19 protein-coding genes are annotated in these 24,036 nt (G+C 66.6%); 8 read left to right on the forward strand and 11 right to left on the reverse strand.

The annotated features are described in order from the left end of the window. Window positions 1-8 precede the first annotated feature (8 nt). The 4 genes from ACQP2D_RS40895 to ACQP2D_RS40910 all read left to right on the forward strand — a co-directional run bounded on the left by ACQP2D_RS40895 (window position 9) and on the right by ACQP2D_RS40910 (window position 3,223). Complete coding sequence (locus ACQP2D_RS40895) at window positions 9-1,124, forward strand: YgfZ/GcvT domain-containing protein (RefSeq protein ID WP_433681240.1); 1,116 nt, start codon at window positions 9-11, stop codon at window positions 1,122-1,124. Beyond that, window positions 1,124-1,885, forward strand: a complete 762-nt coding sequence (locus tag ACQP2D_RS40900; RefSeq protein WP_433681241.1) for an MOSC domain-containing protein — start codon at window positions 1,124-1,126, stop codon at window positions 1,883-1,885. The genes ACQP2D_RS40895 and ACQP2D_RS40900 overlap by 1 nt, the downstream gene beginning before the upstream one ends. Continuing rightward, window positions 1,882-2,835, forward strand: coding sequence for an asparaginase (locus ACQP2D_RS40905; protein WP_433681242.1), 954 nt, complete (start codon window positions 1,882-1,884; stop codon window positions 2,833-2,835). Before ACQP2D_RS40900 ends, ACQP2D_RS40905 begins: the two co-directional genes overlap by 4 nt. A gap of 175 nt (window positions 2,836-3,010) precedes the next feature. Then, the gene (locus ACQP2D_RS40910; protein ID WP_420770527.1) at window positions 3,011-3,223 is read left to right on the forward strand and encodes a DUF3073 domain-containing protein; all 213 of its coding nucleotides are present in this window, start codon (window positions 3,011-3,013) and stop codon (window positions 3,221-3,223) included. A 160-nt stretch (window positions 3,224-3,383) separates the two neighbouring features. On the opposite strand, the gene purM is transcribed toward ACQP2D_RS40910, so the two are convergent. From purM to purF, 6 genes are all read right to left on the reverse strand, one after another. Next, window positions 3,384-4,463, reverse strand: a complete 1,080-nt coding sequence (purM, locus tag ACQP2D_RS40915; protein WP_433681243.1) for a phosphoribosylformylglycinamidine cyclo-ligase — start codon at window positions 4,461-4,463, stop codon at window positions 3,384-3,386. Between the two features lie 120 nt (window positions 4,464-4,583). Beyond that, complete coding sequence (locus tag ACQP2D_RS40920) at window positions 4,584-6,263, reverse strand: ABC transporter ATP-binding protein (protein WP_433681244.1); 1,680 nt, start codon at window positions 6,261-6,263, stop codon at window positions 4,584-4,586. Continuing rightward, window positions 6,260-7,381 carry an ABC transporter permease gene (locus ACQP2D_RS40925; RefSeq protein WP_433681245.1) on the reverse strand — a complete coding sequence of 374 codons (1,122 nt, stop codon included), beginning with the start codon at window positions 7,379-7,381 and terminating at the stop codon, window positions 6,260-6,262. The genes ACQP2D_RS40920 and ACQP2D_RS40925 overlap by 4 nt, the downstream gene beginning before the upstream one ends. Further along, complete coding sequence (locus tag ACQP2D_RS40930; RefSeq protein ID WP_433685916.1) at window positions 7,381-8,397, reverse strand: ABC transporter permease; 1,017 nt, start codon at window positions 8,395-8,397, stop codon at window positions 7,381-7,383. Before ACQP2D_RS40930 ends, ACQP2D_RS40925 begins: the two co-directional genes overlap by 1 nt. Before the next feature lie 113 nt (window positions 8,398-8,510). Then, window positions 8,511-10,067: an ABC transporter substrate-binding protein gene (locus tag ACQP2D_RS40935; RefSeq protein WP_433681246.1), complete on the reverse strand. Its 1,557-nt coding sequence runs from the start codon at window positions 10,065-10,067 to the stop codon at window positions 8,511-8,513. A gap of 390 nt (window positions 10,068-10,457) precedes the next feature. Beyond that, window positions 10,458-12,017, reverse strand: a complete 1,560-nt coding sequence (gene purF / locus ACQP2D_RS40940) for an amidophosphoribosyltransferase (RefSeq protein WP_433685917.1) — start codon at window positions 12,015-12,017, stop codon at window positions 10,458-10,460. A 215-nt stretch (window positions 12,018-12,232) separates the two neighbouring features. On the opposite strand from purF, the gene ACQP2D_RS40945 reads away from it, so the two are divergent. Both ACQP2D_RS40945 and ACQP2D_RS40950 read left to right on the forward strand, forming a co-directional pair. Further along, on the forward strand, window positions 12,233-13,501 hold the full coding sequence (locus ACQP2D_RS40945; protein WP_433685918.1) for an ABC transporter permease: 1,269 nt from the start codon (window positions 12,233-12,235) through the stop codon (window positions 13,499-13,501). Window positions 13,502-13,569: 68 nt separating this feature from the next. Further along, entirely contained in the window at window positions 13,570-14,586 is a 1,017-nt protein-coding gene (locus tag ACQP2D_RS40950) for an acyl-CoA dehydrogenase family protein (protein ID WP_433681247.1), read from the forward strand. A 203-nt stretch (window positions 14,587-14,789) separates the two neighbouring features. On the opposite strand, the gene ACQP2D_RS40955 is transcribed toward ACQP2D_RS40950, so the two are convergent. The 3 genes from ACQP2D_RS40955 to ACQP2D_RS40965 are packed head-to-tail and all read right to left on the reverse strand — an operon-like array spanning window position 14,790 to window position 17,619. Then, complete coding sequence (locus tag ACQP2D_RS40955; protein ID WP_433681248.1) at window positions 14,790-15,185, reverse strand: sterol carrier family protein; 396 nt, start codon at window positions 15,183-15,185, stop codon at window positions 14,790-14,792. Next, window positions 15,137-15,871: a lysostaphin resistance A-like protein gene (locus ACQP2D_RS40960; protein WP_433681249.1), complete on the reverse strand. Its 735-nt coding sequence runs from the start codon at window positions 15,869-15,871 to the stop codon at window positions 15,137-15,139. The genes ACQP2D_RS40955 and ACQP2D_RS40960 overlap by 49 nt, the downstream gene beginning before the upstream one ends. Continuing rightward, entirely contained in the window at window positions 15,868-17,619 is a 1,752-nt protein-coding gene (locus ACQP2D_RS40965) for an alpha/beta hydrolase (protein ID WP_433681250.1), read from the reverse strand. The genes ACQP2D_RS40960 and ACQP2D_RS40965 overlap by 4 nt, the downstream gene beginning before the upstream one ends. 411 nt (window positions 17,620-18,030) lie before the next feature. On the opposite strand from ACQP2D_RS40965, the gene ACQP2D_RS40970 reads away from it, so the two are divergent. Then, entirely contained in the window at window positions 18,031-18,321 is a 291-nt protein-coding gene (locus ACQP2D_RS40970; protein ID WP_433681251.1) for a YiaA/YiaB family inner membrane protein, read from the forward strand. Window positions 18,322-18,402: 81 nt separating this feature from the next. Here the strand turns inward: ACQP2D_RS40970 and ACQP2D_RS40975 are convergent, their stop codons facing one another. Both ACQP2D_RS40975 and purL read right to left on the reverse strand, forming a co-directional pair. Beyond that, a complete protein-coding gene (locus ACQP2D_RS40975; RefSeq protein ID WP_433685919.1) occupies window positions 18,403-20,124 on the reverse strand; it encodes an alpha/beta hydrolase in 1,722 nt (573 codons plus the stop codon). A gap of 53 nt (window positions 20,125-20,177) precedes the next feature. Next, a complete protein-coding gene (purL, locus tag ACQP2D_RS40980) occupies window positions 20,178-22,472 on the reverse strand; it encodes a phosphoribosylformylglycinamidine synthase subunit PurL (RefSeq protein WP_433681252.1) in 2,295 nt (764 codons plus the stop codon). 234 nt (window positions 22,473-22,706) lie between these two features. On the opposite strand from purL, the gene ACQP2D_RS40985 reads away from it, so the two are divergent. Further along, the gene (locus tag ACQP2D_RS40985) at window positions 22,707-24,002 is read left to right on the forward strand and encodes a glycosyltransferase 87 family protein (RefSeq protein ID WP_433681253.1); all 1,296 of its coding nucleotides are present in this window, start codon (window positions 22,707-22,709) and stop codon (window positions 24,000-24,002) included. Window positions 24,003-24,036 lie beyond the last annotated feature (34 nt).

The following is a 24,036-nucleotide window of genomic DNA, read 5'->3' on the forward strand; positions in this document are numbered from 1 at the left end:
TGGTGAACGTGTCCGTGGTCGTCGCACCCAGTCCCATCCTCGCTGTCCCGGGCGCCGTTGCGGGAGCGGCCGGTTCACCGGATGCCGCCGTCGCATGGCATTACGGGGATCCCTTCACCGAGCAGCGCGCCGCCGCACAGCGGGTCGCCATTGTCGACCGGTCGCATCGGTTCGTACTGAAGATCACCGGCGCCGAGCGGCTGAGCTGGCTGCACACCATCACCAGCCAGCACATCGCGAACCTCGGCGACGGCCGCTCGGCCGAAAGTCTCGACCTCGATCTCAACGGACGGATACTGCACCACTTCGTGCTCACCGACCTCGACGGCACGGTGTGGATCGATACCGAGGCCGAGCGCGGAGCGGCGCTGCTGGAATTCCTGGCGAAGATGGTCTTCTGGGCCGATGCGAAACCGGTCGAGGCCGCCGACCACGCGGTGCTGAGCCTGCTCGGCCCGCGCGCGGGTGAGCTGACCGAAACCCTCGGCATCGCCGCCCTACCCGATACCTACCAGGCGGTGCCGCTGCCGGACGGCGGCTTCCTGCGCCGGATGCCGTGGCCGAGCACGGACTCCTTCGATCTGGTGATCCCGCGCGACCAACTCGCCGACCGCTGGGCCCGTCTCACCGCCGCCGGCGCCGAACCGGCCGGCATGTGGGCCTTCGAGGCGCTGCGCGTCGCGGCGCTGCGACCCAGGATCGGCCTGGACACCGACGAACGAACCATCCCGCACGAGGCCCGCTGGATCGGCGGCATCGACGAGCACGGGGCGGTGCACCTGGACAAGGGGTGCTACCGCGGCCAAGAAACGGTGGCCCGGGTGCACAATCTCGGCAAGCCACCGCGCCACCTGGTGCTGCTGCACCTGGACGGTTCCGCCGACGAACGCCCGACCACCGGCACCGATGTCACCGCGGGCGGGCGCGCCGTCGGCAGGCTCGGCACCGTCGTCGACCACTACGAATTCGGGCCCATCGCACTCGCTTTGGTCAAACGCACCATCCCCGCGGACACCCAGCTCACCGCAGGGCCGACCGCCGCCGCCATCGATCCCGATTCGGTACCCGCCGACGACGAACCCCAAGCGGGTCGCCTCGCGGTCGACCGGCTGCGTGGCCGCTGATGCAGCCCGACGACTCCGCCCGAGTGCTGGCGGTCTGCGTCGTACACGCGGAACTCGACGCACCGGGCAAGGTGGGCCGCACCGCGATCGATAAGCGGCCGGTCCAAAGCCGCGTCGCCGTGCGCGCGCTCGGCCTCGATGGCGACCACGTGTGCGACACCAAGCATCACGGCGGTGTGCACCAGGCCGTCTACGCCTATGCCGAGGAGGACGCCCGACGCTGGGGCGCGGAGTTGGGCCGCGACTTGCCCGCGGGCTGGTTCGGCGAGAATCTGCGCATATCCGGCCTCGCCGTCAGCGATGCGGTGCTCGGCGCGCACTGGGCGATCGGCGATACGCTGCTCGAGGTGAGCGCACCCCGCGTGCCCTGTGCCACCTTCCAGCAGTGGTCCGGTGTGGCCCACTGGGTCAAGCGCTTCACTCTCCAGAGCGATACCGGCGCCTATCTGCGCGTACTCACCGAGGGCACGATCGGCGCCGGTGACGAGGTGCGCATCGTGCACACCCCCGAACACGGCATCACCGTCCGCGACCTGTTCACCGGCGACGATCCGGATCTGCTCGCGATCCTGCTCGCCGACGAGCCGACCATCTCCGACGATGTTCGGATGCAGATCGAACGCCACGGCCGCCGCCACGCGAATGCCCGCCGTGCCCGCGAGCAGCGGGTCGATGCGGCAAGCGCCCACGAGCAACGGGTCGATGCGGCAAGCGCCCATGAGCAGCGCGAGGCCGCCGCGACCACAGGAGCCGAGCTATGACCGTCGAACTCGTCGAGGTCGTCCGCTCGGGCTTCCGCGAATGCGTGCACAGCGGGTCGGTGGTGATCCTCGGCACCGACGGCGAACCGACCCTCGCCCTCGGCGAGGTGCACGTCCCGATTTTCCCGCGCTCCACCAACAAACCAATGCAGGCGATCACCCTGCTGCGCAACGGTTTCGAACCGCTCGACGACGCGGAGCTGGCCATCGCGACCGCCTCGCACTACGGCGAACCGGATCACATCGCGCTGGTCCAGCGCCTGCTGGACCGGTTCGGCTTCGACGAGAAGGCCCTCGAATGCCCGCCCGATCTGCCGCAGGACGAACGCGCGCGGGCCGCGGCGCTGCGCGAATCCGCCGAGCCGCGCCGGGTGTACATGAACTGCTCCGGCAAGCACGCTGCCATGCTCGCCACCTGCGCCATCAATGGCTGGCCCACCGAGGGCTACCTGGACCAGGCGCATCCGCTACAGCAATCGGTGATCGCCACCATCACCGACCTCACCGGTGAACCCGAAACCGACCTCGGCATCGACGGCTGCGGACTGCCGATCATCCCGGTCTCGCTGGTGAATCTGGCCCGCGCCTACGCGAACATGGCGACCGCCGACCCCGGGTCGCCGCAGCGCCGGGTCGCCGATGCGATCCGCGCACATCCACGAGTGATTTCCGGCACCAACGCACCCGATCTGCTGACCATGCGGGCGACCCCCGGACTGGTCTGCAAGATCGGCGCGGACGGTGTGCACGCGGGCGCGCTACCGGATGGAACGGCGTTCGCGTACAAGATCGCCGACGGTCACGACCGTGCGCGAATCCCCCTGACACTGGCCATTTTGCATCGCATGGGAGTCGAGTGGTCCGATGCGCACGCCGAACTCGCGGCCCCGCCGGTGCTCGGCGGCGGTGCCAGAGTCGGTGTCATTCGAGCGATCCCCGGGGTGCTCTGAGGGGTCGGCCCGGCGGCGACAACCGGGCAAACGGCACCACTTCGGGAGTTCTTCCCCCACTCCTGGAAGCGCGACCGCCGGACACACGCTAAAGTGTCTGTCAGGAAGAGTATTAATTCGAACGGGGCCGCCAACAAACCCCAGGCCGCCCCGCAGTGACGCGAGGGGGTCAGCCATGGGCCGTGGCCGGGCTAAGGCAAAGCAGACCAAAGTCGCACGCGAGCTGAAGTACAGCTCAGCGCCGACTGACTTCGCGAGCCTTCAGCGCGAGCTTTCGGGTAGCCCCACCTCCCAGCGGAGTGGTGGTGTGCTGTCCGATGAGCACGACGCGGACGAGTCCTCAACCCGTTGGGATGAGGACGACGACTACAACGACTGGCGCCGCTGACTCGAATTCAAACGTCTGAAGGGGGAGGCCGACGGGCCTCCCCCTTCAGGCTTTGACATCGCGTTACCGGACTAGCCACTCGGGGCTTGCAATAACATCAGCGTCCCGCATCGAACGATGCGGGACGCTGATGTGTGTTCTGTTGTGGGACAAGGACTTCTCAGAAGCGCGGGTGCTCACCCACCAGCACGGCGCGCACCGCGTCGGCGTCCTTGGCCTTCTTGACCGTGCCCAGGGTCCAGCAGGCGATATGCCGCGCGGTCAGCACGGCGAGGGCGCGGTCGACGTCCTCGGGTGCCACGACGGCGACCATGCCGACGCCCATATTGAAGGTCTTCTCCATCTCGGCCCGCTCGACCCGACCGCGCTGGGCGATCATCTTGAACACCGGCGCCGGATTCCAGGTGCCGCGGTCCAGTTCGGCGACCATACCCGCGGGCAGCACCCTGGCCAGGTTCGCGGCCAGGCCACCACCGGTGACGTGGGCGAAGGTGCGCACATCGGTTTCGGCGATCAGCGCGAGGCAGTCCTTGGCGTAGATCTTGGTCGGCTCGAGCAGTTCCTCGCCGAGGGTGCGGCCGAATTCCTCGACGTGCCCGGTCAGCGACATCCGGTCGATATCGAGCAGCACCTTGCGGGCCAGGCTGTAGCCATTGGAGTGCAGGCCCGAGGAGCCCATGGCGATCACCACATCGCCGGGGCGCACCCGGTCCGGACCGAGCACCGAATCGGCCTCGACAACGCCGACACCGGTCGCCGACAGGTCGTAGTCGTCGGGATCCATCAGGCCGGGATGTTCGGCGGTCTCGCCGCCGAGCAGCGCGCAGCCCGCCCGGACACAGCCCTCCGCGATTCCGGAGACCAGCTCGGCCACCTTCTCCGGAACGACCTTGCCGATGGCGATGTAGTCCTGCAGGAACAGCGGTTCGGCACCGCAGACCACCAGATCGTCCACGACCATCGCGACCAGGTCGAGGCCGACCGTATCGTGCTTGTCCATCGCCTGCGCGACCGCGATCTTGGTGCCGACCCCATCGGTGGAGGCCGCGAGCAACGGCTCGCGGTAGCCACCCTTCAGCGCGAACAGTCCGGCGAATCCGCCGAGCCCACCCTGGACCTCGGGTCGGCTGGCCCTCTTCGCCAATGGTCCGAACAACTCGACTGCGCGGTCACCTGCCTCGATGTCCACGCCGGACGCGGCGTAGGAGGCACCGGCACCACTGGGGGTCTGTTCAGTCATCTTCGGGGAAAGCTCCAAACCGAATCGGCGGATAGATGCCAGCTCACGCTACCGGAGTCCGATAACGGACTCGGCCGTAGGCACCTTCATATTGTCCACCGCCCGCCTGGTAGATGGCGATCATTCCACCGGCTCGGTGGCGAACAGGGCCGCATTCTCGGCGCGACGCCGCCGCTGCTCCACCGGATCGGGCACCGGCACCGCGGCGACCAGGCGTTGGGTGTACTCCTGCTCCGGATGCCGCAGAATGCGATCGCGATCACCCTGCTCGACCACCGCACCGTCGCGCAGCACCACGATCCGGTCGGCCAGCTGGTCGACGACGGCCAGATCGTGGCTGATGAACAGACAGGCCCAGCCGCACTCCTGCTGCAGGGTGCCGAACAGCTCCAGCACCGCCGCCTGCACCGACACATCCAGCGCGCTGGTCGGTTCGTCGGCGACCAGCAGGTCCGGATCGAGCACCAGCGCCCTGGCCAGACTGGCGCGCTGGCGCTGGCCGCCGGAGAGTTCGTGCGGATAGCGGCGTTCGGTGCCCGCTGGCAGCTGCACGTCATCGAGCAGGTGACGCACCCGGGCCCGGATCTCCTCGGCACTGCCCGCCTTGTGCACGATGAGCGGTTCCGCGACGCAGTCGCCCACGGTGAGCCGCGGATTCAGCGAACTGGCCGGGTCCTGGAATACGAAGCCGAAGCGGCGGCGGATCGGCCGTAGCTGCCGTTGCGACAGCTCCGCGATGTTCTGGCCGCGCACCTTGACGACCCCGGAGGTCGGGCGCTGCAGTGCGGCGACGCAGCGACCGATGGTCGACTTGCCCGAGCCGGATTCGCCGACCAGGCCGAGGGTTTCACCGGGCCGAATGGACAGGCTGACATTGTCCACGGCGCGGAACGGCGGGCGGCCGAACGGTCCGGGGAATTGCACAACCAGATCGCACACCTCGAGCACCGGCTCGGCGGTACCGACCTCCTTTGCGCCGTGTTCCAACTGTTCGGTGCCCAGATGGGGGACAGCCGCCAGCAGTTTGCGGGTGTACTCCTGCTTCGGCGCTGCGAACAGCTCGTCCACCGGTGCCTGCTCGACCACCTTGCCGTCGTGCATCACCACCACCCGGTCGGCGATATCGGCGACCACACCCATGTTGTGTGTGATCAATACGATCGCGCTGCCGATGCGATCGCGCAGATCGCGCAGCAACTCCAGGATTTCGGCCTGCACGGTGACATCGAGTGCGGTGGTCGGTTCATCGGCGATGATCACCTTCGGCTCACACGAGATGGCGATCGCGATCATCACGCGCTGTTTCTGGCCGCCGGAGAGCTGATGCGGGTAGTAGTCCACCCGATGCTCCGGATCGGGCAGTCCGACCATGCGCAGCAGTTCGATCGCGCGGGCCTTGGCGGCCTTGCGGCTCATATCGCTGTGTGCCCGCAGTGCCTCGGCGATCTGGAAGCCGACCGTGAACAGCGGATCGAGTGCACGACCCGGCTCCTGGAAGATCATCGAGATGGCGCCGCCGCGCAGGGCGGTGAGCTGTCGCTCGCTCATCGAGGTGACCTTGTCCGCACCGAGGGTGACCAGGCCCTCGACCCGTGCGGTATTCGGCAGCAGTCCGATCGCGGTGCGCGAGCTCACCGACTTTCCCGAGCCGGACTCGCCGACGATGGCGAGCACCTCGCCGGGGAAGACCTCGTAGGAGACATCGCTGACCGCGTGGACGGGTCCGGCGTCGGTGGCGAAGGTGACCGACAGCGATTCGATGGACAACGCCGGACGCTTCTCGGCTACCACTTCCGTCATCGTGCTTGTCCTTCCCGGTCTGCATCGGTTGTGCCGTCCCGCTCGGCCTCGCCCACGAGATCGAGTTCGGCGGCGGTGAGTTCCGCTGCGGGAACGTCTTTTTCGGCGTCGGTATCGGTGCCGACGCCGAGGCTGTCGCTGGCGACGGTGGCCGGGCTCAGCGTCCGGCGGGTACGCAGCAACGGATTGAGCACCTCGTTGAGGCTCTCGCCGACCAGCGTCAGGCCGAGTACGACCAGCACGATGGCGGTACCGGGGAAGATGCCGGTCCACCAGATGCCGTTGGAGACATCGGAGAGCGCCTTATTGAGGTCGTAGCCCCATTCAGCGGCCTGGGTGGGCTCGATGCCGAAGCCGAGGAAGCCGAGCGCGGCCAAGGTCAGGATGGCATCGCCCGCATTGAGGGTGACGATGACCGGCAGCGACTGGGTGACATTGGCGAGGATGTGCCGGAACATGATCCGAGTGGTGGACGCACCGGTGACCCTGGCCGCGTCCACATACGGTTCGGTCTTCACCGCAACGGTCGCATTGCGAACCACCCGAAAGTACTGCGGCACATAGATCGCCGTAATGGCGACCGACGCCGACAGCACGCCGCCGAAGCTGCTCGACTGTCCGCCCGCGACCACGATGGACACCACGATCGCGAGCAGCAGGGTCGGGAACGCGTAGATGGCGTCCATGAACAGGACGAGCACCCGGTCGAGTGCGCGTCCGATATACCCGGACACCAATCCGAGCGGCACCCCGACGACCAATGACATCACCAGAGAGATCGCGATCACCAAAAGCGCGGTGCGGGCACCGAAGATCACCCGGGACAACACATCCTCGCTGCGCACCGATGTGCCGAACCAATGCTGACCCGACGGCGGCTGCTGTGCGACGAAGGCGACACCGTCCGAGGAGTTCTGGGCGAGGCCGTACGGTGCGATCAGTGGTGCGAAGATCGCCACGAATACGAACAGCGCGACCAGACCGAGTCCGACGATCAGCGTCACCCGCTGCAATCCGGCGGTCATGGTGAACAGCCGCAATCCGGGTATCCGCCGGCGCCTGGTCGGCGGTACCGGCGGCACCACCAGTGGTTCGTTCGCCAATTCCGGAGCGGTCATCAGAACCTCACTCTCGGGTCGATCAGCGCGACAATGACATCCACCACGAAGCTGATGACCGCGACGGCCAGCGCCAGGAACGCGACAATGCCCTGCACCGCGATGAAATCACGCTGATGCAGATATTCCGCGAGCTGATAGCCGAGCCCCTTCCATTCGAAGGTGGTCTCGGTGAGCACCGCACCGCCGAGCAGCGTCGCGATATACATGCCCATCACCGTGATGATCGGAATCATCGCGTTGCGCACGGCATGTCGGCCCGTCACCACCCGCGACGAAAGCCCGCGCGCCCGTGCGGCATCGACGAATTCGCTGCGCAGCGTCTGGATCAGATTGACGCGCACCAGCCGCAGAAAAATACCCGCGGTCAATAGACCGAGCGCGACCGCGGGCAATATCGCGTGCTTCAGCACATCGAGCAGATAACTGCTGTCCCCGTAGAGGATTGCGTCGACCACCATGATGTTGGTCTTCGGCGAGACATGCTGCAGTTGCAGTTCCACCGAAGTGCTGGCCCGGCCCGCGACCGGCAGCCACTCCAACTTCACCGCGAAGATCAGCTTGAGCAGTAGGCCGACAAAGAAGACCGGTGCCGCGTAGGCCAGGATGGCGAACAATCGCAGTCCGGCGTCGGCCGTCGAATCACGGTGTGTCGCAGCGTATCTGCCGAGCGGAACGCCAACCGCGAAGGCGACGAGCAGCGCCCAGAACACCAGTTCCAGGGTCGCCGCGCCGTAGGTTGTCACCACCTCACTGATCTGCCGATTGTCCTGGGAGTGCCCGAAATCCCCGTGCATCAGCCCGGAGATGTACTCCCAGTACTGGGTCAGGATGGGCCGGTTCAAACCGGCCGCTTCCTTGCGCACTTCGATCTGTTCCTGGGTCATCCGGCCACCCATCGCGGCGCTGATCGGATCACCGATCACCCGCATCAGGAAGAACACGACGGTGACCAGGATCCACGCCGTCGGCAGGATCAAGAACAGTCGAATCACCAAATACCGCAATAACGCCAGCTGTCGGGAATCCCCGCCGAACTTCCCGACCCATGGCAGCCCGAAGCGCCGGACCCGATCCGATGCCCGCTTTTCCGCGGTGGCAACTGTCTCGGGCCCGGCTTCGCCAGATGTCACTTGCTCAGCACCGTGTACCGGAACTTGAAGGACGCGTCGAGTGTGTCGGCCACACCCTGGACGCTCGGATTCGATACCGCGATCTGCTTACCGGACAGCAGCGGCAGGGTCGGCAGGTAGTTCTGCGCGAGATCCTTCTGCACGTCCTCGATCAGCTTGATGCGCTTGGACTTGTCCTGCTCGGTCGTCTCCGCGGTGAGCTGCGAGGTGATCTTCGGCTCCTCGAAGTGCGACTGCAGGAAGTTGTTCGGCGCGAAGAACGGGGTCAGGTAGTCGTCGGCGTCCGGGTAGTCCGGGAACCAGCCGAAGTGATAGAGCGGGTAACCATCACGGGCCCGTTCCTTCTGGTAGGTGACCCATTCGGTGGATTGCAGATTCACCTTGAACAGCCCGGTCGACTCCAGCTGCGATTTGATCGCCGCGTACTCCTCGGAGCTGCTCGAACCGTAGTGATCGGGGTTGTACTGCAGATTCAGTTCCACCGGCGTCGCGACGCCAGCGCCGGAGAGGAATTTCGCCGCCGCATCCTTATTGGGCTTGGCGCCATAGAGATCCTTCAGCGGCTCGGCCGCACCTGGCATACCTTGCGGCACAAAGCCATATGCCGGCTGGTAGGTGTTCTTGTAGACACCCTCGGCCAGCGCGGGTCGGTCGATCGACGAGGCGATGGCCTTGCGCACCGCCAACTTCTGCTCCGGAGTTCCGCCCGGCATGGTGTTCAGATTGAAGACGATATAGCGCAGCTCACCGCCGGGACCGTCCGCCACCTTGACCTTGCTGTCCTTGCGCAGCGATTCGATATCGGTCGGCGTGAAGGAACGGTAGGCGACATCGAGCGCCCCGCTCTGCAGATCGAGCTTCATATTGTCCGAGGTCGCGTAGTACTTGGTGGAGACCTGCGACGTCTTCGGCGTACCGAGGATGCCCTTGTAGTCCGGGTATGCCTTGTACTCGACCAGCTTGTTCTTGTCGTAGCTGGCGATGGTGTACGGGCCCGAGTAGCCCTTGGTCTTCACCACATCCTCATCCGGCAGCACCTTATTGGCCGGGAAGACCTTCTCGTCCACGATCGGGCCGGCCTGGGTCGGCAGAATCGCGGGGAAGGTCTGGTCGTTGGCGACCTTCAATGTGAAGTTCACCGTCAGGTCGTCGGCGATCTCGGTCTTCTCGAGGTTGCCCAGCAGCGAGGCGGGACCGTTGGGGTCATTGATGCCGAGCATGCGATCGAAGGAGAACTTGACGCTCTTGGCGGTCAGCGGGTTCCCATTGGCGAACTTCAGCCCCGACTTCAGCTTGCACGTGTACACCGTCGGCGAGCTGAACTCGCACTTCTCCGCGGCGTCGGGCTTCGGAGTGGCATCGCCGGGCGCGAAATTCAGCAGATACGAATAGATCTGGGTTTCGACCAGCAGCGAGCCGTTGTCGTAGGCCGCCGCGGGATCGAGCGAGAAGATCTTGTCGGTGGTGCCCGCCACCAGTCCGGCTCCGTCGCCACCACCACCGGTGCGTCCCGAACCGCATCCGGCGATCGCGGATACGGCCAATGCCGCCATCCCGACCGCCGCAATTCGTCGGGTCCGAACCCTTCGCCCAGGCTTCCTTGAAACCAACATCAGGCCCCACTTCTCGAGCGCGCCACGCCGCATGTTCTGGATCACAGGACTGCGGACGGCACGGTGAACTTCCGATATGTCGGGCACCGTACCCAGGATCCATTTCTGGGATGTTGCGTTTTCAAAGAAAAAATCACCGCGGTGTCAGCGGCCGTTGCGCAGGATGCGCGGGTAAGGCCGGATCACCGGACGAATGACCAGGTTCCCACCGAAACCGGCGTTGTGGCGTCTCGAGGAGGCCATGACACTCTGGTGGACAGATGGGGCACGAGACCCCGAACAAGATCGAACCCCCCGGCTGCCGCCGAGGGGTTCGCGGATCGTTCTGGGTCAGGGACGGCTGAGCGCGCTCGCATTCGCGTTCTCGCTCAGCAGCATGGCCTCGGACTGTCCGGTGAGCATGCCTTCGAGCACGTTCTTGCCGATGGCCGCCTCGGTGGGCAGCGGAATCGGGTAGTCGCCGTCGAAACAGGCGGAGCACAGTCGGGAGCGCGGCTGCTCGGTGGCGGCGATCATGCCCTCGGTGGAGATATAGCCGAGGGTGTCCGCGCCGATGGAGCGGCGCACCGCTTCCACCATGTCCTCATAACTGTCATCGGCACCCGCGCCATTGGCGATCAGCTCCGCACGTGAGGCGAAGTCGATGCCGTAGAAGCACGGCCACTTCACCGGCGGCGAAGCGATGCGCACGTGGATCTCCAGCGCGCCCGCCTCCCGCAGCATCCGGATCAACGCGCGCTGGGTATTGCCGCGCACGATCGAATCGTCGACCACAATGAGCCGCTTACCGCGGATCACCTCGCGCAGCGGATTCAGCTTGAGCCGAATGCCCAGCTGACGGATGGTCTGGCTCGGCTGGATGAAGGTGCGCCCGACATAGGCGTTCTTCATCAGGCCCTGGCCGTACGGCACACCGGAGCCCTGGGCGTAGCCGACCGCGGCAGGGGTGCCGGACTCCGGCACCGGGATCACCAGATCCGCCTCGACCGGATGCTCCTTGGCCAGGCGACGGCCGATCTCCACGCGGGTGGCGTGCACCGAGCGACCGGAGATGGTGCTGTCGGGACGGGCCAGGTAGACGAATTCGAAGACGCAGCCCTTGGGTTCGGGATTGGCGAAGCGCATGGACCGCACGCCGTCGGCGTCGATCGCCAGCAGTTCGCCCGGCTCGATCTCCCGGACGAAGGCGGCACCGACGATATCCAGCGCGGCGGTCTCACTGGCAACGACCCAGCCACGCTCGAGCCGACCGAGGCACAGCGGGCGAACGCCGTGCGGATCCCGCGCGGCGTAGAGCGTGTGCTCGTCCATGAAGGTCAGGCAGAACGCGCCCTTCAGGGTCGGCAGCAGCTTCATCGCGGCCTGTTCGATGCTCGAATCCGCGGCGGCGTGCGCCAGCAGCGCGGTCATCACATCGGAGTCCGAGGTGGCGGTGATCGGCGCGGGCCGACCGCCGGAGACCGGCGGCATGCCGATCAGCCCGAGTTCCCGTGCGCGGGCGCTCAATTCGGCGGTGTTCACCAGATTTCCGTTGTGGCCCAACGCGAGTCCGGAACCGACCGCGGTGGTGCGGAAGATCGGCTGCGCGTTCTCCCAGGTGGTGGAGCCGGTGGTGGAGTAGCGGCAGTGGCCGACGGCGATATGCCCCGGCATCGCGGCCAGGGTCTGCTCGTCGAAGACCTGGCTGACCAGACCGAGATCCTTGAAGACCAGAATTTGCGAGCCATCGGAGACGGCGATACCGGCGGCCTCCTGGCCGCGGTGTTGCAGCGCATACAGGCCGTAGTACGTGAGCTTGGCCACATCCTCGCTCGGCGCCCAGACTCCGAACACACCACACTCTTCGCGTGGTTCGTTCTCGACCTGATCGGGGGTTGTTTCGACCGGCATTTCGGCGTTGGTCACCGTTTGCTCCCTGTTCGGGCGGGCTGTGCGCAATGGCCATTCTACGGGTGCATCCTGCGCGGCGGTCACCGCCACCACGTCCGTACAGCAATCGCCGAGCGATGCTGCCGTTTCTCGGCCCGACCCGGTGTACCGTGCCAGCCGTGACGACTACGGACGGCAGGGGAACCGCTGCGTCGGACCGGCGCTTCACCGCGCGCATGTGGCTGGCCCCGATCGCGGTACTGACCCTGTTCATGGCGCTGCTCGGCACGATGTATCTGGATTATGTCGTCGATCCGGAGAAGAACCTGCACGACTTTCCGATCGCACTGGTGAATCAGGATGTCGGTGACACCATCGGCGCTCCGGGTCAGCAGCGACAGGTCAACTTCGGCAACCAGATCAGCGACGCGCTGCGTCAGGGCATCCCGGCGGACAAGGTCGATCTGCAGATGCTCGGCATCAACGAGGCCCAGCTGAAGATGCAGTCGGGCGCGGTGTACGGAACCATCCTGATTCCAAGCGATTTCAGCAAACGACTCGGCATTCTCGGCGTCGGCAGCGTGGTACCCGGCGATATCCAGCGCCCGACGCTCACCCTGCAGACCAATCCGCGCAGTGGCGCGTTCGTCACCGAGATCGTCACCACCATTGGCACCAGGGCGCTGACCCAGGTGAACGAACAGGTGGGCAAGCAGCTGACCGAACAGGTCCGCGCGCAGTTGACACCGCCGCCCGGCGGCGCGCCCGCGCCCGAATTGACCGGTGCGACGCGGGTGGCGCTCGCGGATCCGGTGCAGATCGTCATCACGCCGTTCCGTCCGCTGCCCTCGGGCACCGGGCAGGGGCTGACCGCGTTCTTCTACGCGCTATTGCTCCTGCTCGCCGGGTTGGTCGGTTCGATGACCATCCACACCATGATCGATGCCGCGCTCGGTTTCGTGCCCACCGAATACGGGCCGTGGTACGTGCATTTTCCGGTCACCCCGATCTCCCGTTTCAATACGCTGCTGATCAAGTGGGGTGTGATGGTGATCACCGCGAATATCGTCGCGGGGGTTTTCCTCGGTGTGGCGCGATTGCTCGATATGCCCATCGACCATCCGCTCACCCTGTTCCTCTATAGCGCGCTGGCCATCATTGCGGTCGGGATCACCGGGCTGTCGGTGCTGGCGGCGCTCGGCTCGGCCGGACTGCTGGTCAATCTGATCCTGTTCATCATCCTCGGCCTGCCCTCCTCCGGCGGCACCGTGCCGATCGAGGCGACGCCCAGATATCTGGGCTGGCTGGCGAAATTCGAGCCGATGCACCAGGTCTTCGTGGGTGTGCGCGCCATTCTCTACTTCGATGCGAACTTCGCGGCGGGGCTGTCGCGGGGAGTGTGGATGGCGGTGATCGGGCTCGCGATCGGGCTGGTGCTGGGCACCCTCATTACGCGGTACTACGACTACCGGGGCCTGCATCGGCGCGATCCGGCCCGCGGCTGAGGCCGGCTGCGGCCGGAGCCGACGGTGGACGGTGCGACGCGGTGTGCGGGATGCACCAAGATGGTGGTGTGAATTCGTGGATCGAACACGCGCAGTATCTGGCCGATGAAGTATTCGCACCACAGGCCGACGCCGTCGACCGCAGCGGTGAGATTCCGCACACACATTTCGACCTACTCGCCGAATACGGGTTCTACGGCGCGACCATGGCCGATGATATGGACATTGCCACCTTCACCACCGCCGGAGAGATCCTGGTGGCCGGATGTCTGGCGACCACCTTCGTCTGGGCGCAGCATCTCGGGGTCGCGCGCCGGGTCGCCAACTCACCGAATCTCGAACTGCGGGAACGACTTACCGAGGATCTACGGCGCGGGCGGGTGCGCTCAGGAGTGAGTTACGCTGGCGCGAACGATGAACCGGGATTGATCGCCCGACGCGTCGACAGTGGCTATCTACTCAACGGCATCGCGCCCTTTGTCACCGGGTGGGGCCTGGTGGACGTCCTCGGTGTCATGGCGCGCGATGCGGACGATGCGGGTTCGCTGGTCAGCGTGCTGGTACCCGCCGAATCGGGACCCGCATTGCACGCCACCCCGCTCTCCCTCATCGCCGCCGATGCGAGCAAGACCGTTTCGCTGACCTTCGACGGTGTGTTGATTCCCGATTCCGCTGTGGAGAACCGAATTCCGCTGCGCAACTTCCACGCCACCTTCATCCTGGCCGCGTGGCGCAATGGCGCACTCGCCCTCGGTGTCGTGCGCCGCTGCCTCGGCGAACTCGCCCGCCTAGGCGTCGACACCATCGCGCTGGCCGCCGAATCCGCCCGCATCCGAACCGCACTCGACGATGCGCTCACCGGACAGTCGGATGTCTACCTCGCCCGCGCCCGCGCCTCCGAACTCGCGGTCCGCGCGGCGACGGCTCTTGTGACCGCAGTCGGCAGCGCGGCCGTCACGCGCGGTAACCTCGCCGAGCGCTCACTGCGTGAGGCGACCTTCACGCTGGTCTTCGGGTCCCGCCCGGCCATCAGGACCGCGCTGCTGGACCGCCTGACCCGGGCCGCCGACACCGTCTACCCTTAGCCTGCGAATCCTCGCATCCTTCACCGGAAATTCACGCCTCCTCTGGGCAAATCGTGGGCCACAGCTGCGCTCTCCGCCTCCGGCAGCTCGCCGAGCGTAGTAATACGGCGGTCGAATTCGGCGTGGGCGACCACCATTCGACTACGTTCGACGGAACCCCGGGCAGTCCGCACGTGGACGGTGCGGCGGGCCGGGAGAAATCGTCAGTCCGTGACGGCGCGCGTAATGGGGAGCCAATGGGCGACTTCGGCGGCTCGGCTGCCGGAGGCGTTGACGGTGCCGTCCGCCACCGCGGCGTCGAAGTGGAGCAGGCCGGTGGCGAGCAGGAGCCAGGTGCGCGGGTCGGTTTCGATGACGTTCGGTGGTGTGCCCCTGGTGTGCCGCGGGCCCTCGATGCACTGCACCGCGACGAACGGTGGGATGCGGACCTCGACGGAATGGCCGGGTGCGGCGGCGGCGAGGGTGCGGGCGGTGGTGCGCACCGCAGCGGCCAGTTCGGGCCTGGCCGGGGCGGGCGCCGACGCGTCGCGCAACCAGGTGCTGACCGCCGCTACGGCCGCCCGTAGTTCCGCCGGATCCACCTTTGCTCGTCCTGCCACGGTGCCGAGGTTACTGACCGGCGCCGACAAGGCCGGGAGTGGCCTCGACCAGCCGTTCCGAGCCGGGCGGCGATGCGCGGTACGAGCGCACCACCGGCGTTCACGGCGTAGTGCAGCAGGGCCGGGGCGGTGGCGCTTCCGGTGCGTCGACGCAGGAGGCCGAATACCAGGCCGCCGACCGCGGTCGCGGCGATCGATGCGGGGACGCTGTCCCCCGCGGCGCTCGCGGGATGGATATGCCAGAGGCCGAATGTCGCGGCCCCGATCAATGAACCGGTACGTGGCCCGAAAGTGTTGTCCAACAATGGATCCAGCGTCGACCGGAAGATGAGTTCCTCGCTGTAGACCGTGCCGACCGGGATAGCTACGAAAACCCACTCGCCGAATGGCACCTCCGGGGCGCGATCGGTGAGCTGGGCGAGGCGATCGCGAACCGATGGAATGGCGACGGCCGCACCGTAACCGGCGGCGACCACACCCACCGCGGCGAGTCCGCACCAGAGGCCGCGCGCGGACAGCCAGTTCGGTCGGCCCCGGAACACCAGTGCGTACCCGGTCGCGAACCCGGCATTGGCCGCCGTGCGGCCGCGCAGCTCCAGGTTCAGACGCGGCAGCAGCCAATTGCTCCATGCCAGCGGAATGCCCACGGCAACAGCGGTTTTCGCGATCCGTCCGAATGGTGTCATTTGATCTCGCGCTCGTAATCCTCGGCGGCCTCGAGCTGTGTCCGGATCTTGTCGGACAATTCCACGGTCCAATCCGGCGGTGCGGCAACGGCGATCCAGCCGTCGAGCACCAGGCTGCCGTACCGATGCCCGTGCCCGTCGGTGACGCCCTGCGCATTGGACAGATCGCAGGTCACCTGCCAGAAGGTGACGAACGGCCACCAGCGCATCTGCGAGGAGACATCCGAACCGCGCGGCTCGGAAAGCCAATCCGGTTGGGAGAAGATCAGATCCGAGGACCACCAGACGATCGGGTCGGACGCGTGTTGCAGATAGGCGATGCGCGGGGCGCGCCATTCCGTCGACGGCCGCGCCAGATCGGCACTGTCGGAGGCGAATCGGACCACCAGACCGTCGGCGTAGAGCGGCTCGACCTCGCGCGAACCGGGATCGCGGCGCGCAACGAACTGCTCCCACAGTCGATTCGAATTCGGCGGCCCGACCCACAGCGCACCGTCGACCTTCGACCGCAGATCGGCGAGTCCATCGAAGGCCGCCTCCGAGCCCTGCGAACCGAGACTCTCGCCATAGACGAGCAATTTCGGCCGTGCCTTCTCCGGCCGCGCCGACCAATGCTCGTACACCGCGTCGAAGAGCCGCTTACCCGCATCCGTCGCCTTGCCGCGGTCGGCGAGAAACGACAGCACACTGGGCAGATACGAATACTGTGAGGCCACGACGGCGGTATCGCCGCCGTACATGTACTCGATGGCACCGGCCGCCATGGAATTCACCCAGCCGGTACCGGTGGTGGTGACAACCACCAACACCTTTCGGTCGAACGCACCCGTGCGCTCCAGTTCGGAGACCGCGAGTTCGGCCCGCGCCTCGCCGCTCTGCGCCGACTCCAGACCCACATAGGCACGAATCGGCTCGCGCGCGGGCTTACCGGTGATCGAGGCGATCCTGGCGGCGGAGGGACCGTGCGAGACGAACCAGCGACCCTCGAAACCGAGCGAATCCCATGTCGCCAGCGATGCCGGACTGCCCGACCGCTCGGGCTGCACCGGCTGGATGGCATTCGGCGAGGTGTGATCGTTCTGCACGCTGAACGCCGAGTTCGCCACCGCGAAGAAGGCACGCGAGGCCACACCGTTGAACACGGTGACGGTCAGGATCACCAGGACCAGGAATCCGGCCGATGGCGCCAGCTCACGTGGCACCCGCACCCAGCGGTTGAGCTGGCGGGCCAGGAACCGGATGATCTCGCGCAACGTCCGATAGGCCGCGACCACCCCCGCAGCCACCGCGATGCTGAGCAATCCGGTGCGCAGATACGCCGGGGTGGTGGTGCCTTCCATCCCCATCAGCGCGGTGATCTCGCGCTGCCAGCGCGCCGACTGCACCAGCATGACCGCCGCGGTCACGGCGGCGGTGAGCAGGATGGCGGATTTCACCGCATAGCGCACCCAGGTCGGCGGCGGCGCGATCCGACCGTCCAGCAGCTCGGCCAGCCTCGGCCGGGCCCAGAGGCGGAACAGCCACTCCAGCACACAGCCGAGGCCGTAACCGAGCGCGGCATTGATACCGCTGATCAGCCCTTGGAACAGCCAGTCTCGCGGTACCAGCGACGGGGTCACCGACAGTGCGAAGAAGATCGTCGCGAAGACCAGTCCGACATAGTTGAGATCGATAATGTCCTCGGCACGCCGCACCACCACGATGCCGCGCGCGCGCAGCTTCGTCAGGGTGGTGTCGGAGTCGAGCATCGGTCAGCGAGACGGCGCGATGCCCAGATCGTGGCGGTCCGGATCGGGCACGGGCGATAACGGGTCCGTAGCGATCTTCACAGGAACAGTATGCGGGCTGTGTCCAATTCCAGCGCCCGCGGCGCTGCGTGTTCGCGGGCCATGATGTCCGGCGTCCGAACCGTCGATCTCGCGCCCACGGCACCCGCGCTTCGACGACTCGGACGCGAGGCGGGCCGCGAACTTCTCGCTTCGTCATGATCGGGTTCGGTTGGAATGCCGGATGATCGGCGTATTCCCCTGTGGCACAGAACTTCCCGATCGGCCGAAACACCACGTGTCGGTCCGGGTGGATGTAATCGGCAACTACCCACAGCACTCGAGTAGTTGTACGCGGTTGCGTGCTACCACGATTCAGCAGACTCGGTACCCATGAGCACTCCCAACGCCCAGCCGAAAACCACCTCGGCCTTTCTCGCGCAAGCCGCGATCGCGTTCGGCGTCAGCTTCTTCGGGACCGGCGTCGGCATCTGCTATCTCCCACTGGATATCGCGCAGCGCGGCTTCCTCGGCATGTCCGTGCTGTTTCTGGTGTCGAGCACCTTCACCCTGGCGAAAGTGGTTCGCGATCAACGAGAGGCGACGACCATCAGCCGCCGCCTGGACGAGGCGCGGATGGAGAAACTGATCGCGGAGCACGATCCGTTCAAATCCGTCGGCTGAGAGCGCACCTGGGCGAGCCCGGCGACGAGGGGTTCGGGCCCGTCCAGGGGCGTAGCCTGCCGAGCACCCATCCGACCCACGCTATTTCAATTGATGCTCGCGGGCCGCGGAGATCGCCAGATAATCCCGGATCCGGTCCACCACATCGGCCGACCAATCCGGTGGCTGCGCGATCGCGGCCCACCCATCGAGCACCAGATCGCCGTAGTTGTGCCCGTGTCCGTCGCTGACCCGCTGGGCATTGGGCAGATCCGCGGCGACCTGCCAGAACGTGACGATCGGATACCACGCCATCCGCGACGACACATCGGGACCGCGCGGCTCGCGCAGCCAATCCGGTTCGGAGAAGAGCAGATCCGGCGACCACCAGATCACCGGATCGGAGGCGTGCTGCAGATAGGCGATCCGGGGCGGCAGCCAGGTATCCCCAGGCTTCCACAGGTCCCCGCGACCGTCGGCGAAGCGCACCACCAGTCCGTCGGCATAGGTCGGCAGTATCTCCGGTGTGCCGGGATCGCGGCGGGCGGTGACCTCGCTCCACAGCCGGTTGGAATTCGGCGGTCCCACCCACAGCACGCCATCGGTGCGCGAGCGAATATCGGCCAGGCCGGTGAACGCGCCCTCGGAGCCCTGTGAGCCCAGGCTCTCGCCATAGACGAGCAATTTGGGCCGCGCCCCTTCCGGCCGCGCCGACCAGTGCTCATAGACCTTGTCGAAGACCAGCTTTCCCATCCGGGTGGCCTTATCTTTATCCGACAGGAACGACAGCACACTGGGCAAGTACGAATACTGGGTCGCGGCGATCGCGGTATCGCCGCCGTACATCAGCTCGATGGATTCGGCACTGGTCGAATCGACCCAGCCGGTGCCCGTCGTCGTCACCACCACCAGCACCTTGCGCTCGAACGCGCCGGTGCGCTCCAATTCCGCCGCGACCAACTCGGCCTGCGCCTGCGGACCGTCGGCCGACTCCAGACCGGCGTAGACCCGAATCGGCTCGCGCCCCGGCTTCCCGGTGACCTCGCTGATCTGCGCGGCGGTCGGCACGAACGAGACGAACCAGCGGCCCTCGGAGCCGAGGGTGTCCCAGGCCGCCAACGAATTCGGACTGCCGGAACGCTCGGGCAGTTGCGGCTGTACGGCATTCGGCGAGGTGTTCCCGTTGCGCACGCTGAACGCCGAATTCGCCACATCGAAAAAGACCTTGGTGAGTACGCCGTTGAACAGCAGCACCGCCGCGACGACCACGATGAGCACGCCGGTCGGCACGGCCAGCTGGCGCGGAAAGTGGGCGCGCCGGATCAACTCGGACGCGATCGAACGGACGATCCTGCGCAGGGCACGAAATACGCCGATGGCTATCGCACCGACCACTGCGCTCAACGCACCGGTGCGCAGAAAGCTGGAGGTCGTGATCGGTTCCATGGCCATGAGCGCGGTGATTTCGCGCTGCCACCGGGCCGACTCGACCAGCAGAAACACCCCGACGCCGAGACAGGCCAGCACGATCGTGGTCTTGACCGCACCCGAGAGCCACTTCGGCCGACGCGCCCACTGTCGCGTGACCGATGCGGGCAGCTGAGCGAGCTTGCGACGCAACGGCTTGCGTATCCATTTGCGGTACACCCACTCGAACAGACAGCCGACGCCGTAGCCGATGGCCGCGTTGATACCGCTGACCAGCCCCTCGAACAGCCAATCACGCGGCAGCAGCGAGGGTGTCAGCGACCAGCCGAAGAACACCGTGGCCACGATGATCCCGACATAATTCGGACGGAAAAAGCGCTCGACGGCGCCGACAATCCTGCCGACGCCGTCGCGTAGGGCTACCGAGACCTCGCCAGCCTCCGGCGCGCTCAAACGGCGCTGGCTCCGAACAGCTTCGGCAGCGTGCCCTCGTGCGCCTCGCGCAATTCGTCCAGGCTGATCGAGAACTGCCCCTGCACCTCAACGGAATCCGAACCCTGATCGACCACACCGATGCGCAACCACGGCAGTTCACGCGCGGTGCACATCTTGGTGAAGCGGGTCTCCTCCGAGCGCGGCACCGCGACGAGCACCCGGCCCGCCGATTCGGAGAACAGCTGCACGAACGGATCCGAACCCTCGGGCAGCAGGACGCGGCAACCGGTTTCACCCGCGAGCGCGGCCTCGACCACGGTCTGGATCAGGCCGCCCTCCGAAAGGTCGTGCGCCGCACTGATCATGCCGTCGCGCGATCCGGCGGTCAGCACCTCGGCGAGCAGCTGTTCGCGGGCGAAGTCGACCTTGGGCGGCACGCCGCCGAGGTGGTCATGGGCCACCTGTGACCAGATCGAGCCGCCGAATTCGTCGGCGGTCTCGCCGAGCAGGATCAGCGTCTCGCCCGGCTCGAGGCCGAGGCCGGTCGGAATGCGCCGGTGCACATCGTCGATGACGCCGAGCACGCCGACCACCGGGGTCGGCAGGATGGCGTCCTGACCGGTCTGGTTGTAGAAGCTGACATTGCCGCCGGTGACCGGAATGCCAAGGGCCACACAGCCGTCCGCGAGACCGCGCACGGCCTGCTGGAACTGCCACATCACGCCCGGATCCTCGGGGGAGCCGAAGTTGAGGCAGTTGGTGACGGCCTTCGGGGTCGCACCGGTGGTGGCCACGTTGCGGTAGGCCTCGGCCAGCGCGAGCTGTGCGCCGGTGTACGGGTCGAGCTTGGTGTAGCGGCCCGACGCGTCGGTGGCCAGCGCGATACCGCGGCCGGTCTGCTCATCGATCCGGATGACACCGGCATCGGCGTGTTCGGCGAGCACGGTATTGCCGCGGACGTAGCGGTCGTACTGCTCGGTGATCCACCTGCGGCTGCACAGCTGCGGGCTGGCGATCATCTGCAGCACGGTGGCGCGCAATTCCTCCGCCGTCTTCGGCCGGGGCAGGGTGTCCGGGGTGTCGGCGACCAGCGCGTCCTGGAAGTCCGGCCGCTGTACCGGGCGCTCGTACACCGGGCCCTGGTGCGCGACGGTGCGTGGCGGCACATCGACGACGGTCTCGCCGTGCCAGCTGATCACCAGCCGGTCGCCATCGGTGACCTCACCGATGACCGTGGCCAGCACATCCCACTTGTGGCAGACGGCCATGAACGCGTCCACGTTCTCCGGCGTGACGACCGCGCACATGCGCTCCTGCGATTCGCTGGAGAGCACCTCCGCCGGGGTCATCCCCTTGGCGCGCAGCGGCACCTTGGTCAGATCGATATGCATGCCGCCGTCGCCAGCGGCCGCGAGTTCGGAAGTGGCGCAGGACAATCCGGCACCGCCGAGGTCCTGGATGCCGACCACCAGCTTGGCCGCGTACAGCTCGAGACAGCACTCGATGAGCACCTTCTCGGCGAACGGGTCGCCGACCTGCACACTCGGCAGCTTCTTGCGGCCTGTCCCGGATTCGTCACCGGAGAAGGTGTCCGAGGCCAGCACCGAAACACCGCCGATGCCGTCGAGACCGGTGCGCGCACCGAACAGGATGATCTTGTTACCCGTGCCGGAGGCGAAGGCCAGATGCAGATCCTCGACCCGCATCACGCCCGCGCACAGCGCGTTAACCAGTGGGTTGCCCTGATATGAGGCGTCGAAGACGGTCTCGCCGCCCACATTCGGCAGCCCGAGCGAGTTCCCGTAGCCGCCGACACCGCGCACCACGCCGTCCACGACGCGCCGGGTATCGGATGCGTCCGCCGCGCCGAAGCGCAGCTGGTCCATGACCGCGATGGGCCGCGCGCCCATGGCCATGATGTCGCGCACGATGCCGCCGACGCCGGTGGCCGCGCCCTGATACGGCTCCACATAGGAGGGGTGATTGTGGCTTTCCACCTTGAAGGTGACCGCCCAGCCGTCGCCGACATCGACGACACCCGCGTTCTCACCGATGCCGGCCAGCATCGAGGACTTCATCTCCTCGGTGGTGGTCTCGCCGAAGTAGCGCAGATGCACCTTCGAAGACTTGTAGGAGCAGTGCTCGCTCCACATCACCGAGTACATGGCCAGTTCGGCGTCGGTGGGCCGGCGGCCGAGGATTTCCTTGATCCGCGCGTACTCGTCGTCCTTGAGACCGAGCTCCTTGTACGGCTGCGGGGCATCGGGAGTCGCTGCGGCTGCGCTGACGGTGTCGACCTGCGGAGTCACGGAGTACCAGGGTCCTTTCGGGCCGGAGCGCGAAGCTGGGGATTCGCCCTGAAGTTTAGCTGTGGCCCTCGGTGGGCGGCCGGTCGCATCGACGCCTCGCCCGGAACGCCGGGTTTTGCGGGCGCCCGAACCGAATTCGAGGACACCGAATGTGATGCGGAACATGGTGTAGATCGGGGTGAATGCCTAGGGTCGGCACACATTGCGCGACGTCGCGACCGCTACGCTTTGGCCGTGAACGATCGATCGGGGGTTGCGGATCCGGCGGAGCAGCCCGTCACCACGCCGAACATCCGACTCGAATCCGGCTCGGACCGCTCGCCGCGGCTATCGATGTCGAACCCGCAGGTGCGCTGGCTGCTGATCGCCGTGGGCCTGTTCGTCATCTCGGCCACCGTCTCACTGCTGGTGCACTGGTGGAACGGCTACATCGATCTACAGGTCTATCGCAACGGCGCGCGCGTCTGGCTCGACGATGGCGAGTTGTACGGTCCGATGCCCCCGGTCGAAGGGATCGGACTGCCGTTCACCTACCCCCCGCTGGCCGCCCTGTTCTTCGCACCGCTCGCGCTGATGCCGCTGGTGCTGGCCGAGGTGCTGGTGACCGCCACCTCGGTGCTCAGCCTCGGCATCACGCTGTGGCTGGTGCTCACGCGCCTGCGCCCGACCCTCGAGCGGCGGACCATGCTGGCGCTTGTCATCGGCGCGGTCGCGGTGGCGCAGATATTCGAACCGACTCGGGCGACCTTCGGCTTCGGTCAGATCAATCTGGTGCTGATGGCCGCGATTACCATGGATTGCCTTGTCCGCAAACCGATCTGGCCACGCGGCATGCTGATCGGGATCGCGGTGTCGGTGAAATTGATCCCGGCCGGATATCTGCTCTACTTCCTGCTGCGCCGGGATTGGAAGGCGGCGGCCACGCTGATCGTCTCCGCGGTCGCGGCCATCGGACTCGGATTCCTGCTGTTCCCCAGCGATTCGGCCGAATACTGGTTCCACACGATGTTCGATACCGGCCGCATCGGCCCGCCCTACTTCGCGGGCAATCAGTCCATCAAGGGTATGGCCTTCCGCCTGGGCGTCTCCGATTCGCTGGCGACGCTGATCTGGATCACGGTGTCGCTGATCGCGATCGCCCTCGCGGCGGTGTGGATGCACCGGCTGATCCACGCCGGCCAGCAGGTGGCCGCGCTGCTGGTCAACGCGGCCGCGGTGCTGCTGGTCTCGCCGGTCTCCTGGTCGCATCACTGGGTCTGGATCGCCCCCACCCTGCTCGTCGCCGCCGACGCCATCGCCCGCGGCACCCGCAATCGCTGGTTCATCGGCACCGTCACCGCCTTCACTCTGCTGTTCCTGATCGGCCCGCAATGGCTGCTGCCGCATTCGAAGGACCTCGAACTCGGCTGGGCCTGGTGGCAGCAGATCATCGGCAGCAGTTATGTATGGGCGACGCTCGTGGTGTTCGTCATCGCGGTCGCGAAATACCACCCGAGCACCGCGGACAGCCGGGAGACGGTCGACGCCTAGCGGCGGCACCCGCGCCGTACGAACAATCGGCGCG

It is taken from the genome of Nocardia sp. CA-119907 (assembly GCF_050955995.1).
Lineage (GTDB): Bacteria > Actinomycetota > Actinomycetes > Mycobacteriales > Mycobacteriaceae > Nocardia.

What these genes read in the sequence shown, in the direction of transcription:
- ACQP2D_RS40965 (WP_433681250.1), bottom strand. Translation starts at nt 17,619, where the DNA reads ATGCTCGACTCCGACACCACCCTGACGAAGCTGCGCGCGCGCGGCATC.
- ACQP2D_RS40925 (WP_433681245.1), bottom strand. Translation starts at nt 7,381, where the DNA reads ATGACCGCTCCGGAATTGGCGAACGAACCACTGGTGGTGCCGCCGGTA.
- ACQP2D_RS40960 (WP_433681249.1), bottom strand. Translation starts at nt 15,871, where the DNA reads ATGACACCATTCGGACGGATCGCGAAAACCGCTGTTGCCGTGGGCATT.
- purF (WP_433685917.1), bottom strand. Translation starts at nt 12,017, where the DNA reads ATGCCGGTCGAAACAACCCCCGATCAGGTCGAGAACGAACCACGCGAA.
- ACQP2D_RS40945 (WP_433685918.1), top strand. Translation starts at nt 12,233, where the DNA reads ATGTGGCTGGCCCCGATCGCGGTACTGACCCTGTTCATGGCGCTGCTC.
- ACQP2D_RS40920 (WP_433681244.1), bottom strand. Translation starts at nt 6,263, where the DNA reads ATGACGGAAGTGGTAGCCGAGAAGCGTCCGGCGTTGTCCATCGAATCG.
- ACQP2D_RS40935 (WP_433681246.1), bottom strand. Translation starts at nt 10,067, where the DNA reads ATGGCGGCATTGGCCGTATCCGCGATCGCCGGATGCGGTTCGGGACGC.
- ACQP2D_RS40970 (WP_433681251.1), top strand. Translation starts at nt 18,031, where the DNA reads ATGAGCACTCCCAACGCCCAGCCGAAAACCACCTCGGCCTTTCTCGCG.
- ACQP2D_RS40905 (WP_433681242.1), top strand. Translation starts at nt 1,882, where the DNA reads ATGACCGTCGAACTCGTCGAGGTCGTCCGCTCGGGCTTCCGCGAATGC.
- ACQP2D_RS40900 (WP_433681241.1), top strand. Translation starts at nt 1,124, where the DNA reads ATGCAGCCCGACGACTCCGCCCGAGTGCTGGCGGTCTGCGTCGTACAC.
- ACQP2D_RS40910 (WP_420770527.1), top strand. Translation starts at nt 3,011, where the DNA reads ATGGGCCGTGGCCGGGCTAAGGCAAAGCAGACCAAAGTCGCACGCGAG.
- purM (WP_433681243.1), bottom strand. Translation starts at nt 4,463, where the DNA reads ATGACTGAACAGACCCCCAGTGGTGCCGGTGCCTCCTACGCCGCGTCC.